General features: G+C 42.6%; 13 protein-coding genes. All 13 read right to left on the bottom strand.

Annotated elements, in window-relative coordinates:
- Nucleotides 1-71: 71 nt before the first annotated feature.
- Nucleotides 72-4,607, bottom strand: a complete 4,536-nt coding sequence (locus DXA60_RS09105) for a PolC-type DNA polymerase III (protein ID WP_117920949.1) — start codon at nucleotides 4,605-4,607, stop codon at nucleotides 72-74.
- Between the two features lie 21 nt (nucleotides 4,608-4,628).
- The gene (gene ispG, locus DXA60_RS09110; RefSeq protein WP_117920950.1) at nucleotides 4,629-5,678 is read right to left on the bottom strand and encodes a flavodoxin-dependent (E)-4-hydroxy-3-methylbut-2-enyl-diphosphate synthase; all 1,050 of its coding nucleotides are present in this window, start codon (nucleotides 5,676-5,678) and stop codon (nucleotides 4,629-4,631) included.
- Between the two features lie 13 nt (nucleotides 5,679-5,691).
- A complete protein-coding gene (gene rseP / locus DXA60_RS09115) occupies nucleotides 5,692-6,723 on the bottom strand; it encodes an RIP metalloprotease RseP (protein ID WP_117920951.1) in 1,032 nt (343 codons plus the stop codon).
- Between the two features lie 28 nt (nucleotides 6,724-6,751).
- Nucleotides 6,752-7,897 carry a 1-deoxy-D-xylulose-5-phosphate reductoisomerase gene (locus DXA60_RS09120; protein WP_117920952.1) on the bottom strand — a complete coding sequence of 382 codons (1,146 nt, stop codon included), beginning with the start codon at nucleotides 7,895-7,897 and terminating at the stop codon, nucleotides 6,752-6,754.
- Between the two features lie 15 nt (nucleotides 7,898-7,912).
- A complete protein-coding gene (locus tag DXA60_RS09125) occupies nucleotides 7,913-8,719 on the bottom strand; it encodes a phosphatidate cytidylyltransferase (protein WP_117920953.1) in 807 nt (268 codons plus the stop codon).
- A 30-nt stretch (nucleotides 8,720-8,749) separates the two neighbouring features.
- On the bottom strand, nucleotides 8,750-9,463 hold the full coding sequence (locus DXA60_RS09130) for an isoprenyl transferase (RefSeq protein ID WP_243006828.1): 714 nt from the start codon (nucleotides 9,461-9,463) through the stop codon (nucleotides 8,750-8,752).
- Between the two features lie 112 nt (nucleotides 9,464-9,575).
- Nucleotides 9,576-10,130: a ribosome recycling factor gene (gene frr, locus DXA60_RS09135; protein WP_117920962.1), complete on the bottom strand. Its 555-nt coding sequence runs from the start codon at nucleotides 10,128-10,130 to the stop codon at nucleotides 9,576-9,578.
- A 72-nt stretch (nucleotides 10,131-10,202) separates the two neighbouring features.
- The gene (gene pyrH / locus DXA60_RS09140) at nucleotides 10,203-10,898 is read right to left on the bottom strand and encodes a UMP kinase (protein WP_006858906.1); all 696 of its coding nucleotides are present in this window, start codon (nucleotides 10,896-10,898) and stop codon (nucleotides 10,203-10,205) included.
- 6 nt (nucleotides 10,899-10,904) lie between these two features.
- Complete coding sequence (locus DXA60_RS09145) at nucleotides 10,905-11,756, bottom strand: polymer-forming cytoskeletal protein (protein WP_117920955.1); 852 nt, start codon at nucleotides 11,754-11,756, stop codon at nucleotides 10,905-10,907.
- A 24-nt stretch (nucleotides 11,757-11,780) separates the two neighbouring features.
- A complete protein-coding gene (locus DXA60_RS09150; RefSeq protein ID WP_117920956.1) occupies nucleotides 11,781-12,773 on the bottom strand; it encodes a polysaccharide deacetylase family protein in 993 nt (330 codons plus the stop codon).
- Between the two features lie 143 nt (nucleotides 12,774-12,916).
- Complete coding sequence (locus DXA60_RS09155; protein ID WP_117920957.1) at nucleotides 12,917-13,762, bottom strand: DUF368 domain-containing protein; 846 nt, start codon at nucleotides 13,760-13,762, stop codon at nucleotides 12,917-12,919.
- A gap of 19 nt (nucleotides 13,763-13,781) precedes the next feature.
- A complete protein-coding gene (locus DXA60_RS09160; RefSeq protein ID WP_117920958.1) occupies nucleotides 13,782-15,419 on the bottom strand; it encodes a Na/Pi cotransporter family protein in 1,638 nt (545 codons plus the stop codon).
- A gap of 238 nt (nucleotides 15,420-15,657) precedes the next feature.
- Nucleotides 15,658-17,331 (bottom strand): alpha-glucosidase, encoded by a 1,674-nt coding sequence (locus tag DXA60_RS09165; protein WP_117920959.1) that lies wholly within the window; start codon nucleotides 17,329-17,331, stop codon nucleotides 15,658-15,660.
- Between the last annotated feature and the right edge of the window lie 480 nt (nucleotides 17,332-17,811).

Consider the following 17,811-nt stretch of genomic DNA (forward strand, 5'->3'; position numbering starts at 1 on the left):
TGGTTTTATCAAAAAAACACAGGGACTTTTTGTTAGTCTTCTGTGTTTTTTCATACCTTTTTATCTTTTTTCTACGTGAAATCAAACAGTGAAAGCTGGTTCGATTCCGGCATATCGCCAAGCAGTCCTAAATCTCCCATCAGGTCAATGACCGTCTTCGTTGCTTTTGTTCTCTGTCTGAAATCATCCCTGGATAAGAATTTCCCATCCTTTGCTGCTTCTGCCACCGCGATCGCAGCATTGTCTCCCATACCATCGATGGTATTTAATGCAGGCATCAGTTTTCCGTCAATGATCTGGAAACGATCCGGTTTTGCCCGGTAAATATCAATCGGTATAAAATCAAAGCCTCTTGCATACATTTCCTGCACGATCTTCATATCACGGTAAACATCCTGCTCTTTCTTGGAAAGTGAGTCTTTTCTGCGCTCATAATCTTTCTGAAAATAGGTAAGGCGCTCTCTTCCCTGACACATGATCTCATAGTTGAATCCGGTCGCACGGATGGAAAAATAGGCTGCATAGTAGGCAAGCGGATAATATACTTTGCAGTATGCAATACGCCATGCCATCATAACGTAAGCTGCCGCATGCGCTTTCGGGAACATGTATTTGATCTTTAAACAGGAATCAATGTACCACTCCGGCACATCATGTGCACGCATCTCCGTCTTCCATTCTTCCTTAAGTCCCTTTCCCTTTCGTACAGACTCCATGATCGTAAAGGACTGCTCACTGTCAAGTCCCATCTGGATCAGGTAGATCATGATATCATCACGCGTACAGATGGCAGTAGAAATCGTCGCCAGTCCCTGCTCGATCAATGTCTGTGCATTGCCAAGCCATACATCGGTACCGTGTGACAGACCGGAAATACGGATCAGATCCGAAAATTCCTGCGGCTTCGCATCGATAACCATCTGCATGGCGAACTCTGTGCCAAACTCCGGGATACCAAGGCATCCAAGCGGAATACCTCCGATCTCCTCCGGTGTGACACCGAGTGCTGATGTATTCTTAAATAAAGACATGACTGCTTCATCATCCAGAGGGATCGTAACCGGATCGATTCCCGTTAAGTCCTGAAGCATACGGATCATGGTCGGATCATCGTGTCCTAATATATCAAGTTTTAACAGGTTGTGGTCAATCGAATGGTAGTCGAAATGCGTAGTGACTGTCGCAGTTGTCATATCGTTTGCCGGGTGCTGTACCGGAGTAAAAGTGTTGATCTCCTCTCCCACCGGAAGTACGACGATACCACCCGGATGCTGTCCGGTTGTTCTTCTTACACCGACACATCCCTGTACAATACGGTCGATCTCACAGTTTCTCTTATGAATACCACGTTCTTCATAATAATTCTTAATATAACCAAATGCCGTCTTATCTGCAAGTGTACCGATCGTACCGGCGCGGAATGTCTGACCGTAACCGAAGATAACCTCACAGTACGCATGTGCCTTACTCTGATACTCACCGGAGAAGTTTAAGTCGATATCCGGCTCCTTATTTCCCTTAAATCCAAGGAAAGTTTCGAATGGAATATCAAATCCGTCTTTCACTAATTTTTCACCACAGACCGGACAGATCTTATCCGGCATATCGCAACCGCTTCTGCCGGAAAATGCCTTAACCTCCGGCGAATCAAAGTCGCTGTATTTACAGTTAGGGCAGCGGTAATGTGCCTGAAGTGGATTTACTTCCGTGATACCGGACATTGTTGCCGCAAAGGATGAACCTACGGAACCACGTGATCCAACCAGATATCCATCCTCATTTGATTTCCATACCAGTTTCTGTGCAATGATATACATAACCGCATATCCGTTGGAAATGATGGAGTTTAACTCACGGTCTAACCGCTCCTTTACGATTGGTGGAAGCTCTTCCCCATACATACTGTGTGCCTTGGTATAGCAGATATCACGCAGCATCTGATCCGAATTTTCAATCACAGGCGGACATTTATCCGGACGTACCGGTGCAATTTTCTCGCACATATCCGCAATCTTATTCGGGTTTGTGATAACAACTTCTTCCGCTTTTGACGAGCCCAGATACTCAAATTCTTTGAGCATTTCCTCTGTTGTCCGAAGATAAAGCGGAGCCTGGTCATCTGCATCCTTAAATCCTTTTCCCGCCATAATGATACGACGATAAATCTCATCTTCCGGATCAAGGAAATGTACATCACAGGTTGCAACAACAAGTTTTCCGAATGTTTCTCCAAGTTTTACGATACGACGGTTGATATCCTGCAGCTCCTCGATCGTACTGACCGATTCCTTATCGCTTTTTAGCATAAATTCATTGTTGCCAAGTGGCTGGATCTCCAGATAATCATAAAACTTTACAAGTCTTATGATCTCTTCTTCCGGTCTTCCACCTACGATCGCACGGTAAAGCTCCCCCGCTTCACAAGCAGAACCTAACAGCAGACCTTCACGGTATTTTACAAATTCGCTTTTCGGAATACGCGGTCTTTTGTTATAGTAAGTCAGATGTGACAATGAGACCAAACGGTACAGATTGATACGTCCGATATCGTTTGTCGCAAGGATGATCGCATGATATGTGTTCATCTTCATGATCGTCTCCGGTGAAGCCTGTCCCATCTGGTTAACTTCATCTAAAGTCTCCATCCCCCGGTCATGAAGCATCTTTACAAACTTTACAAAAATCTCTGCCGTACATCCTGCATCATCCACTGCACGGTGGTGGTTCTCTAAAGAGACTCCAAGTGCTTTTGCCACTGTATCAAGTTTGAACCGGTTTAGCTGCGGCATCAGGATTCGTGCTAAGGCAACCGTGTCAATGATCGTAAAATCTTTCTCAATCCCCTGCCTCTCACAGTTTTTGATGATAAAACTCATATCAAAATCAGCATTATGGGCGACCATGATCGCATCCCCGCAGAACTCCATAAACTGCGGCAGGATTGTCTCGATCTTTGGTGCATCAATTACCATATCATCACGGATGGAGGTCAGTTCCTCAATCCTGTATGGGATTGGCACTTCCGGGTTTACAAAAGTGGAGAACCGGTCTGTGATCTCCCCATGCTCCACTTTTACCGCACCGATCTCTATGATCTTATTTTTTTCAGGAGAAAATCCGGTCGTCTCAAGATCAAATACCACATAAGTATCATCGAGATTCTGGTTTTTCGAGTTGGTAATGATATCTTTTAAATCATCCACCAGATATGCCTCCACACCATAGATAACCTTAAAGTCATCATCCGGCGAGATCGCATGGTTTGCATCCGGGAACGCCTGTACATCCCCATGATCAGTGATAGCGATTGCTTTATGTCCCCATTTCACGGCACGTTTTACGATATCTTTTACCTCGGAAACACCATCCATATCGCTCATCTTGGTATGGCAATGCAGTTCCACACGTTTTTCCGGGCTTGTATCCATACGGACAGACGTAAAATCCGGTATCTTTTTGATTCCGACAATCGAACCTATCGTAAGTTCACTATCGAATTTATCGATTGTCGTAACACCTTTAATCTTTAAAAATGCACCTTTTTTCACACCCTCAAGCAGCTCCGGAAGCTGATCATTTCTGGTAAAAATTTTTAAGACGATCGAATCCGTAAAATCGGTTACCGACATAATCACGATTGTTTTTTCATTGCGGATTTCTCTCGTTTCAAGTGTCATGACCTGACAGCGTATCGTAACCTCTCCCATTTCTCCGACGATCTTCTCGATCGGGATCGTCTCATCATCAAAATCTTTTCCATATAAAACATCCGGATTATCTGATTTTTTGTATCCGCCATAGGAACCACCATCATATTTCTTTCGAAATTCTTTTTTCCCGAAAGATTTTTCCCCTTTTTCGTCTGCCATTTTTGCTGTATTTGCTGCAAATTTTGCATTATTTCCTGCGTTTGCAGATTCTTTTGCATTATTTGATTCCTTTGTGGCAGTTTTTGTCGTCATATTCGCAGTCTGCACATCTCTGTCATCCTGTGATTCCACTTTTACCGGTGTATCATCCTCATGAAGCTGTACGCGTTTTAAAATATTTTTTATCTCAAACTGTATCTGTAAGTCACTGTTTTTCTTATGTTTACTCTCTTTCGGTTCCTCAAAAGCAAGTTCCACGGAAAGATCAAGTCCACAGCGCTCACAGACCACTTTCTCTAAAAATTCAACGATCTCATGTGATCTGGTCTGCGCAATGATCGTATTCTCTAAAGTTAAAAGCAGATGTGAATCCCCTGTAAACTCCATTTTAGCGGAACGCAGCAGATTATACTCCATCAGACTGTAATTTTTCAGCTCCTCTAAGATACTGTCCTTATACAGATCCATCAGTTTCTCCGCTGTATACTGCTCTGACAACTGATATTTTTCAATGACCTTGACATCCATGTGTCTGTTTTTAAAGATCTGGTCATGTATGTTTTTTTCCAACTGATATATATTCTTTTTATGTATGAGACGTTTTCCATTTAAGTAGATCCGGATATGATCTTTCTCATGATTCATACCGACTTTGGTAACTTCCGTCTCCGATAACAGTTTTTTCATATCCCCGTTCACTTCCAGTGTCGGAAATACATCAAAAAACATTTTTGTCATGTTGTTTCAACTCCAACTTACTTAATTCTCATTCCAGTGCAGCAGTTCAAACCTGAGGCTCTCTAACAGTTCAGATTCCGGTACTTTCTTGTAAACTTCCCCGTGTTTGATGATAAGCCCTTCTCCGATTCCTCCGGCAATTCCGATATCCGCTTCTTTTGCTTCTCCTGGTCCATTGACCACGCAGCCCATAACCGCAACTTTGATATCAAGCGGAATATCTGCAACCATGTTCTCGACCTGGTTGGCAAGTCCGATCAGGTCAATTCTGGTTCTTCCACAGGTAGGACAGGAAACAACCTCAATGCCGCCCTTTCTCAGTCCAAGTGTCTTTAAGATCAGCTTCGCAGATTTGATCTCTTCTAATGGATCTCCGGTCAATGACACGCGGATTGTGTCTCCGATTCCCTGAGATAAGATCAGACCAAGTCCGATTGAGGATTTGATATTGCCGCTGATGATTGTTCCTGCTTCTGTGATTCCGACATGCAGTGGATGATCCGTTTTCTCCGCGATCAGTTCATGTGCTTTCACACACATCATAACATCTGAGGATTTGATACTGATGACAAGGTTATCATATCCCATATCCTCGATCATTTTTACTTTATCTAATGCGCTCTCCACGATTCCCTCGGCGGTCACACCGTGATATTTTTCTACAAGATCTTTCTCTAGGGAACCACTGTTAACACCGACACGGATCGGGATCTGGCGCTCTCTTGCTGCATCTACGACTGCCTGCACACGCTCCCTGCTTCCGATATTTCCCGGATTGATACGGATCTTATCCGCACCATGCTCGATCGCTGCGATCGCCAGACGGTAATCAAAATGAATATCAGCCACAACCGGGATCGTTACCTGTTTTTTTATCTCTGTCAGTGCTTCTGCAGCTTCCATGGTAGGTACTGCGCATCTTATGATATCACAGCCTGCAGCAGCAAGTTTATTGATCTGTGCCACTGTCGCTGCAACATCCTCTGTCTTTGTATTTGTCATTGACTGGATCAGGATTGGATTGCCGTCCCCGATCACTTTCGAACCGATTTTTACTGTTTTTGTTTTCACTGTACTTTCACCTCTACATGAAAATTTTTCGAATATCGTTAAACATTACAACCACCATCAAAAGCATTAAAAGCATAAGTCCTATAAAATGCACCATGCCCTCTTTGTCCGGATCAACCTTTTTCCCCCTGATCGCCTCAACGATCAGAAACACCAGTCGTCCACCGTCCAATGCCGGAAGCGGCAGCAGGTTCATAACACCAAGGTTTGCCGAGATCAGAATACAGATATAGAGCATCTGTAAAAATGCCGCATAATAACCGTAGGAAACACTCTCCTCATAGCTGTCACCGATCGCATCGACAAGCCCGACCGGACCACTCATATCATTTAAGGTAACACCGCCTGTGACAAGCATTTTTAGGCTTCCAAGCGTCGTATCGATCCAGTATTTTACCTCATATCCACTGTACAGAAGATTCTTAAACACATTTCCTTTCTCCACTTCGCCGCCGACAAAACCATAGCGGTATCTGCCAAGTTCTTCATCATACAGCGGGGTCAGCTCTGCCGTATATCTTTTTCCGTCACGCTCATAAGTCACTTCCACGGTCTCCCCCGCATGAAACATGGAGTAGGAACTGACTTCCCGGTAAAAATGAATATGTTTTCCGTTCATTTTTACAATGACATCCCCCGCCTGCATACCTGCCTGTTCCGCTGCAAAGCCCTCGCTGACCTCTGTGATCTTAGGGACATCATATCCATTGCAGGAAAGAAGGATAAAAGAAAAGACAAATGCCATGATAAAGTTAAACACCGGCCCGGCGGCAACCACACTGATCCTTGCCCAGACAGACTTTTTGCCAAATGCCCGGTCATCTGTACTCTCGCCGTCTTCTCCCTCCATCATACAGGCACCTCCAAACGGAAGCAGTTTTAAGGAATATTTCGTTTCTCCCTTCGTCACGCCAAAAATCGTCGGTCCAAGTCCGAGACAGAACTCATTGACACGGATCCCATTTGCCTTTGCCAGTGAAAAATGTCCAAGTTCATGAAATATAATAATGATACTGAAGATCAATAATGCGATAATAATTTTCATCCGTTTTTAATACCTTTCCATTCTGCCTCTAAGCCCATTTCTGCCCGATATATTCGTATACTGCCTGCTCTGTTTCTAATACCTGATCTAAAGTCGGATCGCTGATATATGCCACATGCTCCATGCAGTCCTCAATGATCTCCGTGATCTGCGGATAGCTGATCCTACGGTCTAAAAACATTGCCACTGCACGCTCGTTCGCCGCATTAAATACGGTTGGCTGACTGCCACCCTTTCTCATTGCATCGTATGCTAACGCCAGTCCCAGGAAGGTCTTTGTATCCGGCCGTTCAAACGTCAGGCTTCCCAGTTCAAAAAGATCAAGTCTTTTACCTGACATTTTTCTGCGCTCTGGATAATAAAGTGCATACTGGATCGGCAGACGCATATCCGGTGTTCCAAGCTGTGCGATCACTGCCCCGTCCTCATACTGCACAGCAGAATGGATCACACTCTGTGGATGAACGACCACTTCAATCTGATCTAATTCCACCCCAAAAAGCCACTTTGCCTCCATAACTTCAAGTCCTTTATTGACAAGTGTGGATGAATCTATTGTTATCTTTCTTCCCATTGACCAGTTCGGATGCTTTAGGGCATCTTCCACTTTCATCCCTGCAAGATCAGCCGTACTTTTTCCGCGGAATGGTCCACCGGATGCTGTCAGCAGTATCTTTTCAATACGATTGCCCGCATTTCCCTGCAGCGACTGGAAAATTGCACTGTGTTCGCTGTCCACCGGAAGGATGGGCACATGATATTCTTTTGCTAATGGAATAATAATATGCCCTGCCGTTACCAGTGTTTCTTTATTTGCAAGGGCAATTTTTTTACCTGCCTTAATTGCAGCAACTGTCGGCCGGATTCCCATCATGCCAACGATCGCAGTAACTAAAATCTCACTCTCCGGATGAACTGCCACATCGATCAGTCCCTCCATCCCTGAAACCACTTTCGTATCTGTGTCTGCTATTTTAATCTTCAGTGCTTCTGCAGCTTCTTCCTTGAACACACATACCAGTTTTGGAGAAAACTCCCTGACCTGCTGCTCTAACAATGTAATATTGCTTCCTGCTGCAAACGCAACAACCTCAATATCCTTCTGTTCTCTTACGATATCAAGTGTCTGCGTACCTATCGACCCCGTCGAACCTAAGATTGCTATTTTTTTCATATCCGTATCCTCTGTTTACAATACAATAAAATTTGCTGCAAGGAAATAAATCATCGGTGCAGTAAAGATCACACTGTCAAAGCGGTCTAAGATACCGCCATGACCCGGGATCAGCTTTCCGTAATCCTTGATCTCATAGTTTCTTTTGATTGCAGAGGCAGTCAGATCACCCACCATGGAAATCAGCGCTCCAACCGCACTGATCGCCGCCATGATCCACACATGCTGCATGGTAACACCCATCGCATTTTTAAAGATCATGCCATAAATGACAGTTAAAAGTGCAGCTCCAACTACTCCGCCAATTGCTCCCTCAACAGACTTTTTCGGACTTAATTTTGGAGACATCTTATGTTTTCCGATCAGCATGCCTACACAGTACGCACAGGTATCGCATCCCCACGAACACAAAAAGATCAGCCAGACAATATAAGCGCCTGCGTTAAGCATCCTTGTCTGGTATACATAAGAAAGCATCACAGCAACATAAAACACTCCAAAAAATACAGCCAGCATCTGCTCTGTCTTATATTTCGGATAGGTAAAGACATAAACAAACATAAGTGCCATCAGAAAACCTAAAACAACTACCATAATATCCGGCAGAAAATCCCATTTTAAATTACAGTAAAATACAGTTGCTGCAAGATAGCCCACGATTCCCGGTAATTCTTTTTCCACATGAAAAATCCTGTACAATTCGAACATCCCGATATACGAAATGAGTAATGTCGAAAAGAGTAATACATCTCCCCCTGTGATAATAAGCACCAATGCGGCTACAACTAACACAATGCCGCTCAACAGTCTTGTTTTAAACATATACGAAAACCTGCCCTTTCCTCTTTCAGTTTATTTGGATTCCTCTGTCAATCCACCAAATCTTCTGTCTCTCTTATTATACGCTTCTACAGCTTTTTCTAATTCCTCTTTTCCAAAATCCGGCCATGGTACATCCGTGAAATAAAATTCGCTGTACGCAAGCTGCCACAACAGATAATTTGAAAGGCGCTGTTCTCCACTTGTCCGGATCAGAAGATCCGGGTCCGGAATCCCTGCTGTATCCAGATATGACGCAAACACATCCTCATTTAATTCTGATATCTGCCTTGTTCCATTCTCCATATCCTGATAAAGTTTTTTCATTGCACGGATCATTTCATCCCTGCTTCCATAATTAATAGCAATCTGTAAATTCAGGCCATCATTATTCGCAGAAGCTGCTTCCAGTTCTGTAATCTGTGCCTGGAACCGGTCACTTAAACGTGTGGTATCTCCGATCACACGCACACGCATATTATTTTTGTCTGCTGTTTTGATACAGTTCTTCAGATAACTTTCGAGAAGCTTCATGAGCGCTGCCACTTCTCCCTCAGGTCTGTTCCAGTTTTCTGTTGAGAAAGCATACAGGGTCAGATATCTGATTCCCATATCATGTGCTGCTTTGCAGACTGTTTCCACATTTTTTGCTCCGACTGTATGTCCATAATTTCTTGGCATTCCCTTACTTTTCGCCCATCTTCCGTTTCCGTCAAGGATAATTGCTACATGCTGTGGAATTTTCATTTTGATCCTCCGTTCCTGCCTACTTTTCATGAAAAATCATTTTCATTTCATAAAGCGAAAATGAGGACACGCTTTTGTCATGTCCTCACCTCTATATTCTACACAAAAATCCTTAAACTGTCAGGATTTCTTTTGTTTTTGCCTCAACAGCCTTATCGATCTCAGTGATATATTTATCTGTCATTTTCTGTGCGCCGTCCTCTAACTCTTTCACTTCGTCCTCGGACACATCTGCAGACTTACTTAACTTCTTGAAAGAATCATTGGCATCACGACGGATATTACGAATTGCAACTTTTGCACTCTCACCTTTTTTCTTGACATCCTTTGCCAGTTCTTTACGTCTTTCCTCTGTGAGTTCCGGGAAAAGAAGACGAATCACTTTTCCATCATTGGTCGGGTTGATTCCAAGATCCGATGTTAAGATTGCCTTCTCGATCTCTTTTACCATGGATGCTTCCCACGGCTGGATCTGAATCATTCTCGGTTCCGGTACATTAACGTTTGCCACCTGCTGGATTGCTGTCGGTGTTCCGTAATAGTCAACTCTTAACTTGTCAAGGACATGCGGATTAGCACGTCCGGCACGGATGCTTCCAAACTCCTCAGACAGGTTATTCATTGTTTTCTGCATTTTTTCATCAAACTGAACTAATCTTTCATCCATATATTTTTCCATACCTTTCGCGGTTTTTATTGCAATAGAATGTATATTCTGTAAACATTCTGCTGTCATGAATTATACGGTTACTTTCGTACCATTAAAATCGCCTGTCATTGCCTTTACAATGCTGTTTTCCTCGTTCAGTCCAAAAACAAACATCGGCATTTTATTTTCCATACACATGATCGATGCAGTAAGGTCAACCACTGCAAGTTTGCGGTCAATAACCTCCTGTATAGATACCTCGCTGTATTTTACAGCGGAAGGATTGATCTTTGGATCGCTGTCATAAACACCATCAATTGCTTTTGCAAGGTAGATTCCCTCTGCCTCCATCTCGATCGCACGGAGCACAATGCCTGTGTCCGTTGAAAAATACGGATGTCCGGTTCCTCCTGCAAAAAATACGACCATTCCTTTTTCAAAATACTTATTTGCACGGTCTTTTGAAAACAGTTTTGTCATGCTTCCACACTCAAATGGTGTCAGGATCTGTGTTTTCATTCCAACGGAACGGAAAATTTCAGAAACATAGATACAGTTCATAACCGTTGCTAACATTCCGATCTGGTCTGCCTTTGTACGATCAATGGTTTCACTGGTTCTTCCTCTCCAGAAATTACCTCCGCCGATCACGATGCCGACCTGAATGCCCTGATCTGTAATCTGTTTTACCTGTCGCGCCACTTCTGTAACAGTCGGCTCGTCAAATCCGGTATGTTTTTCACCGGCTAAAGCTTCACCGCTTAATTTTAAGAATACTCTCTTCATATTCGATTACTCGTTTCCTTTCTGAGCATTACCATTGAACAGGCTCTGTACATCCACGTCAGAGTAGCACTGTGAACAGAATCCCTCGATTACTGCGCCGTTGTTGATCTGTACAGAACGGGATTTGATGTTACCCATAACAACTGCGGATGTGTCTACAACAACCGGTCCCTGTACATCGATATCACCTTTGATAGCTCCTGCGATCACTGCGGAAGTGGAAGTTACATTACCGATGATAACAGAACCAAGACCGATTTTAACGGTTCCTGTGCTGACAACCTCTCCCTCGATCTTTGCTGCATCTGCAAAAAACTCAGACGCACTGCTGTTTCCATTTACGACACCAGTTACAACTAATTTGCCGTTACATCCTACATTTCCTTCTACCTGTCCTCTTACATCTAAAGAACCGTTTGATACAATGTCACCTTTGATGATTGTTCCCTCTGTGATTACAGATACCTCATCAGATACCGGTGCGCTCTGGTTATTAGTTGCAGGTGCTGTTGTATTGTCAGCCATTTTTCTTTCCTCCTGGGTTGCTTTTGTAATATTTGAAACTGTTTCATTTTTTTCTGTTACAGGTGCTGCTGTTTTTTCCGGCTGTACACTTGCATGCTGTGCTGCCATTTCTGCGGCACTTCTTGCTGCGGCTGCTTTCTCAGCTTCCTGCTTTGTCACCTGTTCTAACAGACCATCCAGCTTGGAAAGTTCTGTTTCAACATCTACTTCCCCTTCTAACGTATTAACAACAACGTCGTTTTCGTTAGTACCGGTTTCCAGGTTGTCATCTGCAGGCATCAGTTCATTGACTGCCTGTGAGAAGTCATCTTTAAAATCCTTGAAAAATCCCATGTTCATTCCTCCATTTATTCTCAGTTATTCCACTGTGTCTGCTTTCACATACTGAATAACCTGTGTATCTTCATCAATCGGTAATATTTGTGCGCCCATTCCCTCTAAAGCCTCAATCAAAGGTCCTAAAGCTTCTACCGTTGCTGACTTATCTTTCCCGTCATGCAGTAAAACCACCGACGTTTTATATTTTACTACATCATCTGTCACATTTTCAACTATTTCCTCAGATGTATACACAGTTGAAGCTCCATCTCCAGCCGATACATTCCAGTCGTAATAGACAATTCCCTGCGTATTAAGATAATGGATAAAATAATCCATCGGCACATTACTGATGAGATTACTGCTTCCTCCCGGAAAACGATAATAAAAGCTGTCCACTCCTGTGGTCTGCTTTAAGAAATTCTTCAGTGTCATATAATCCTGCTCAAACGCTTTCTCTGACTGATAGATCACACTATACTGATTTGAATAAGAATTCATGCCAAGAGTATGCCCCTCATCTACAATCCTTTTATAAACAGGAATCATTTCTTCATCCTGGCTTCCATTCACAAAGAAAGTAGCTTTCACACCATATTCTTCTAATACATCTAAAATCTCAGACGTATGTTCAGACGGTACATTATCAAATGTTAAGTATACCTTATGTAAATCTCCGTCCGATGCCATATTATCTTCATCGGATATTCCCGTAGCCGGAGGTGTTACTTTATCCCAGGTCATCTCCGTCTGCATAATTTCCGTATCTTCTGTTTCCTCTGCTATCACACCGCCACTCAGCTTTGCGGCATCGCCTGCATTGACCTGATCTGTATTCTGTTCGCTGCTGCTTGTCACCAGCCGGTCTATCTTATGTTCCAGTGACACCATCTTAAAAAATAATGCCACGATCAGAATCATGGAAAGAACAATCCATCCTGCTACGATCAAGATAATACCGTTTCGGATCTTCGCAATCCTTTTTCTGCGTTTCCGCTGGTGATTCAGCATTTCTGAATCTTTATCCTGCATACAATACCCCCAAGGTAATCGTTAGTACCTATCTATTGTAACACATTTTTTTATTTTTCAAATAAAAAAGCGCAAAAAAATTGATTAATTTTTCCGCACTTTTTTTGTTATTGTCTGATTATTTTTATTTATCTTCTACTATTTTATTTTCCAAGCATATTTGCAATAAAAAAACCGCCAATAAAAAGTAATATTCCCAGCAAAAGCTGTCCAATCCCAATGGAAACAATATTCATTCCCGAAAGAACTGCGATCGGTGATGAAATGACCAGTCCCATAATCGCAAAATAAGTTCTTCTCTCCTGTTTTTTCAGGAGATATTCCACGAGTTTTGAAACAAGAAATATTCCTAGCACTACACCAATGCCAAACGGAATGAGAACTGCCGCACACGAAAACAGCACTTCCCACCTTAATCCCGGCAATGCAGCCAGGAATTCACTGATCCTGTTTATGACCGGCGTATAGTACCCAAGAGACATCAAAAGCATTGATCCACTGACACCTGGAATGACCATGGTCGCTGCAGCTACTGTTCCGACCAGAAATAAGGACATACTGCTCTGTATACCGGGTTCTAAAGAAACATCTGTTCCCTGTTTCCAAAACTGCATCCATACGACCAGTCCAAAGAACAGTAAAAACAGCAATATCTCCGAAACCGAAGCACGTTTTCCCATTACTTTTGGCAATAAAAGTGGTACTCCGCCAAAGATCAGACCAATAAATAACATTGCTGTCTCAAACGGAAATTCCAGAAAAAAATATCCGATCACAAACGACAATCCACCGATCCCACACAGCATCCCAACTGCATATGGCAGTAAAAGCCTGACACTCCTCCAAAAATGTTTAGGCATTTCCGTCACAGCAGAGATCACATCCCCGTATATTCCCATGGAAACCATCATAGTTCCTCCACTGACACCCGGAATGATATTTGCAACACCGATTGCGATTCCCCGCAATACATCTTTTAAAAATGACATAATATTCCTCCAACTTCTGTTATTCTGCCAACCTTACTTCTGTCATCTCTTGTGCAATATTTAATGCATGATCTCCGATTCTCTCAAAATCAGTGAGCATCTCTGTATAGAGAACACTCCCCTCACCTGACGCAGTACCTTCCTGTATCCGGTGCATCATACGATTTCTGTAATCCTCTGTCATGTCATCCATCTTTTGTTCGAGTGCCGAAATACGGCTTAATCCATCAAGCGCCTCCATATTTTCATTTAAAAGCAGCGTCAAAAGTTCCTCGCAGGTCTGCTGCATCTGCAAAATTTCTTCCTTTACTTCTTTTGAAAATCTGACATCTTTTTCCTTCAGCCACTCAGAATATCCGCAAATATTCATTGCATGATCACTGATTCTTTCTATGTTGCTGGTCACTTTGAAATAGGCACTTAATATCCTGCTTCCCTGCGTATTTGTCTCATGTGCCATGTTTTTGGATATGTACTTTGAAATCTCTCGGTTTAAAAAATCCACGTACTCCTCTTTTTCTTCCACTTTTGTAATAAACCCGTCATCACAGTTTAAAAATGCCGTAAAGCTGTCTGCGACATTTTTCTTTGCAATCTCAAGCATTCTTGCAATCTCTTTGTGTGTCAGTTCAAAATTGATTGCTGATACACCGATTTTTCCCTCTGTCACCGGTTTTGTATTTTTTAAATATTTTAAATACATCCCTTCCTCAGGCTCGTCCACGTCCGGCAGAATTTTTTCTGCCAGTTTTGCCAATAGATTTCCTGCCGGTAACAGCAATATCGTTGTTACGATATTAAACAGCGTATGCATGTTGGCGATCTGTGCAGCCGGATTTGCCGGTGTAAATCCCCCAACCCAGGATGTCAGCGGTGTCAGCATACAGAGTATCGTAAAGACTGCTGTTCCTATGATATTAAATGAAAGATGGATGATTGTCGTCCGCTTAGCATTCCGGCCTGTTCCAATCGACGCTAACACTGCTGTAATACAGGTACCGATATTTTGTCCAAACAGCACATACACTGCTCCAGAAAAAGAAATCGCCCCACTTGCCGCAAGAGCCTGAAGGATTCCAACCGACGCTGATGAGGACTGGATCAATGCTGTAAAAACTGCACCTGCTAAAATTCCAAGCAGAGGATTGGAAAATTTTGTCATCATATCAATGAACGCTTTGGAATCCCGAAGCGGCATCATTGCTGTGCTCATCATTTCCATTCCAATAAAAAGAACACCAAGCCCTGCTAAAATACCTCCTATGTTTTTTACTTTTGGCTGTTTCAGAAAAACAACCAGCACAACACCTAAAAACGCAATAAACGGTGCGATCGCCCCGGCATCAAGTGCGATCAGCTGTCCTGTAATGGTCGTACCGATATTAGCACCCATGATCACTCCGACTGCCTGCCGCAATGTCATCATGCCGGAATTAACAAAACCTACGACCATAACTGTTGTTGCGGAGGATGACTGTATGATCGCAGTGATCACTGCTCCTACTAAAACACCTAAATACCGGTTCGTTGTCAGCCGCTCTAAGATCTGTTTCATCTTATTTCCGGCAGCAGCCTCCATCCCCTGGCTCATCATGTTCATTCCATACAGAAAAAGCGCCAGTCCTCCTAATAATGATGCAAATTCTTTTGCTCCCATTTTATCCCTCTTTTTTTAGTTATTACGGCATTTTCCGTTTTTCCTGCAAACACGTCATTGCCGCTTTTTACACACTCTTTTAACATATCAGACGTATTTTTTACCGTCAACCGGGATATCGGATTCTTAACGCTTCCTGTATTTTTTTTATGAAGTTTTTGTCAATTCTATGTAATGCCTGCATCTGTCAAATATCATTATATTTGTTCCAGAAAGATGCTGTTTATTATATGTCTGCTCACAGAAAAAGTACTGCTGTCTCAAGACTCTCCAGCATAATCTTCTCACCCGGCAGAGCTTTTCTACCTGTATTTGACAGCAAAATTTCTTTTACCTCTCCCGGCAGCATCAACTCTGCCGCATCTTTTCCGTAATTTGCGATTACAAGTATTTTCTGTCCGTTTTCTTCTCCAATACGCATAAATCCAAATATTGTATCCGTATCTTCATAAACCGGTACTACTCTTCCATAAACAAAAGTTTCTTTAAATTCCGGTGATTTGCGCAGTGCGATCAGCTTTTTATAATAGGAAAGTACTGAGTCCTCCCGTCCTTCCTGCTCACGGACATTGATTTCTTTATAATTTGGATTCATTGCAAGCCAAGGCACATGTACACTAAAGCCTCCTTTTTCATCTGCACTCCACTGCATTGGTGTACGCGCATTGTCCCTGCTGTTTTCATAGCAGCATGCCAATGCTTCTTCTTTCGTACATCCTGCCTCGATTGCAACCTGATACTGATCTTTTGTACTGATATCATCATATTCTGAAATATCGTTTCTATGACAGTTTGTCATACCGATTTCCTGTCCCTGATAAATAAACGGGATTCCCCGAAGCAGGATTGAAGTTGTGGCAAGCATTTTTTTGCCCATTTCATTCTGCGCATAATCCGGAAGGTAACGGCTTGCACCTCTCGGTTCATCATGATTTTCAATGATGTTTGCCTTAAACCCAATGCCCTCCATCTCTTTCTGGGAAGCAAACAAAATTTCTCGCCAGCGTTTAAAATCTATCTTTTTGCTGTCATACCATCCATGCTCACCATAGGTCAGTTCATGTGCAGAGAAATCAAACATGCTTGAGAAATGACCATCATCCCCGACAAACTCCCTTAATTCGTCCTCTTTCATATTAAATACTTCACCAACTGTAAAAGCGTCGTATTTCTCGAAAGTCTCATGTTTCATCTCCTCTAAAAATTCTCCGACGCCGTCTGTCTCTTCTACCATCTTCACACATGACACCAGACCATCATCCCCATCCGGTTCATAGGAAGGAAAACTTGTATCTTTCTTGATATTAATGATCGCATCAATACGGAATCCACCAAGTCCCTTATCTAACCACCAGTTGATCATCTTATATATCTTATCCCGTACTTCTTTGTTTTCCCAGTTCCAGTCCGGCTGTTCCTTAGCAAACATATGCAGATAGTATTTATCCGATCCCGGCACCGGCTCCCATGCCTTTCCACCAAAATAAGAACGATAATTGCTTGGTTCTTTTCCATCTTTTCCCTTTACAAAATAAAAATAATCTGCATAAGGTCCGTCCGGATCAGCTAAAGCCGCCTTAAAATATTCATGTTCACTCGAACAATGGTTTACCACCAGATCCATAACAATGTACATGTCACGCTTTTTTGCTTCGGCAAGCAGCTCGTCAAATTCTTCCATAGTTCCAAATTCTTCTGCAATCTTATAGTAATCAGATATATCATATCCCTGGTCAATAAACGGTGATTTATAAATCGGAGAAAGCCAGATGATATCAATGCCAAGTTCTTTTAAATAATCCAGTTTTGAGATAATTCCTCTCAGATCACCAATTCCGTCTCCGTTTGTATCCAGAAAACTCTTTGGATAGATCTGATATGCTACCTTGTCATGCCACCATTTTCTTTTCATTTTTTCCTCCTGACACATTTTATTTCAATATTCTTTTTTATATTTTTTGCATAATTCTGTTTTCTTTTTCAGCTGATGTAAATATTATATTTGATTTTTATTCGTTTTTCTTGCATTATGGTTGGATAATATTGTACAATACTGCTATCATAGCTGCCCGACAAATGCTGGTTTGTTTATGAAATAAATCATCTCCCTAAATGGTGTATCGTAGGCTTGTGAGTGGCATCTTGCGCAAAGCCGGAGTTAATTTTGGTTCCATTGTACGAAAATAAGAAAAGTCTAAGTGTGTCTGAGTTAGATTTTCTTGGAGTGACGTGAACGGCAACAACGAGTCATCCATGACTCGATGCTGCCTTGTTCTGCCATCCGTGGCAGAACATCACTGTGTACCTACAGACACACTAAGATTTTCTAATTTTCTCCCAAAGTCACAAAATCAGCTCCGGCTTTGCGCAAGATGCCAGCCTCCAGGTTATG

The sequence above is a fragment of the Roseburia sp. OF03-24 genome, assembly GCF_003463035.1.
Taxonomy (GTDB): domain Bacteria; phylum Bacillota; class Clostridia; order Lachnospirales; family Lachnospiraceae; genus Roseburia; species Roseburia rectibacter.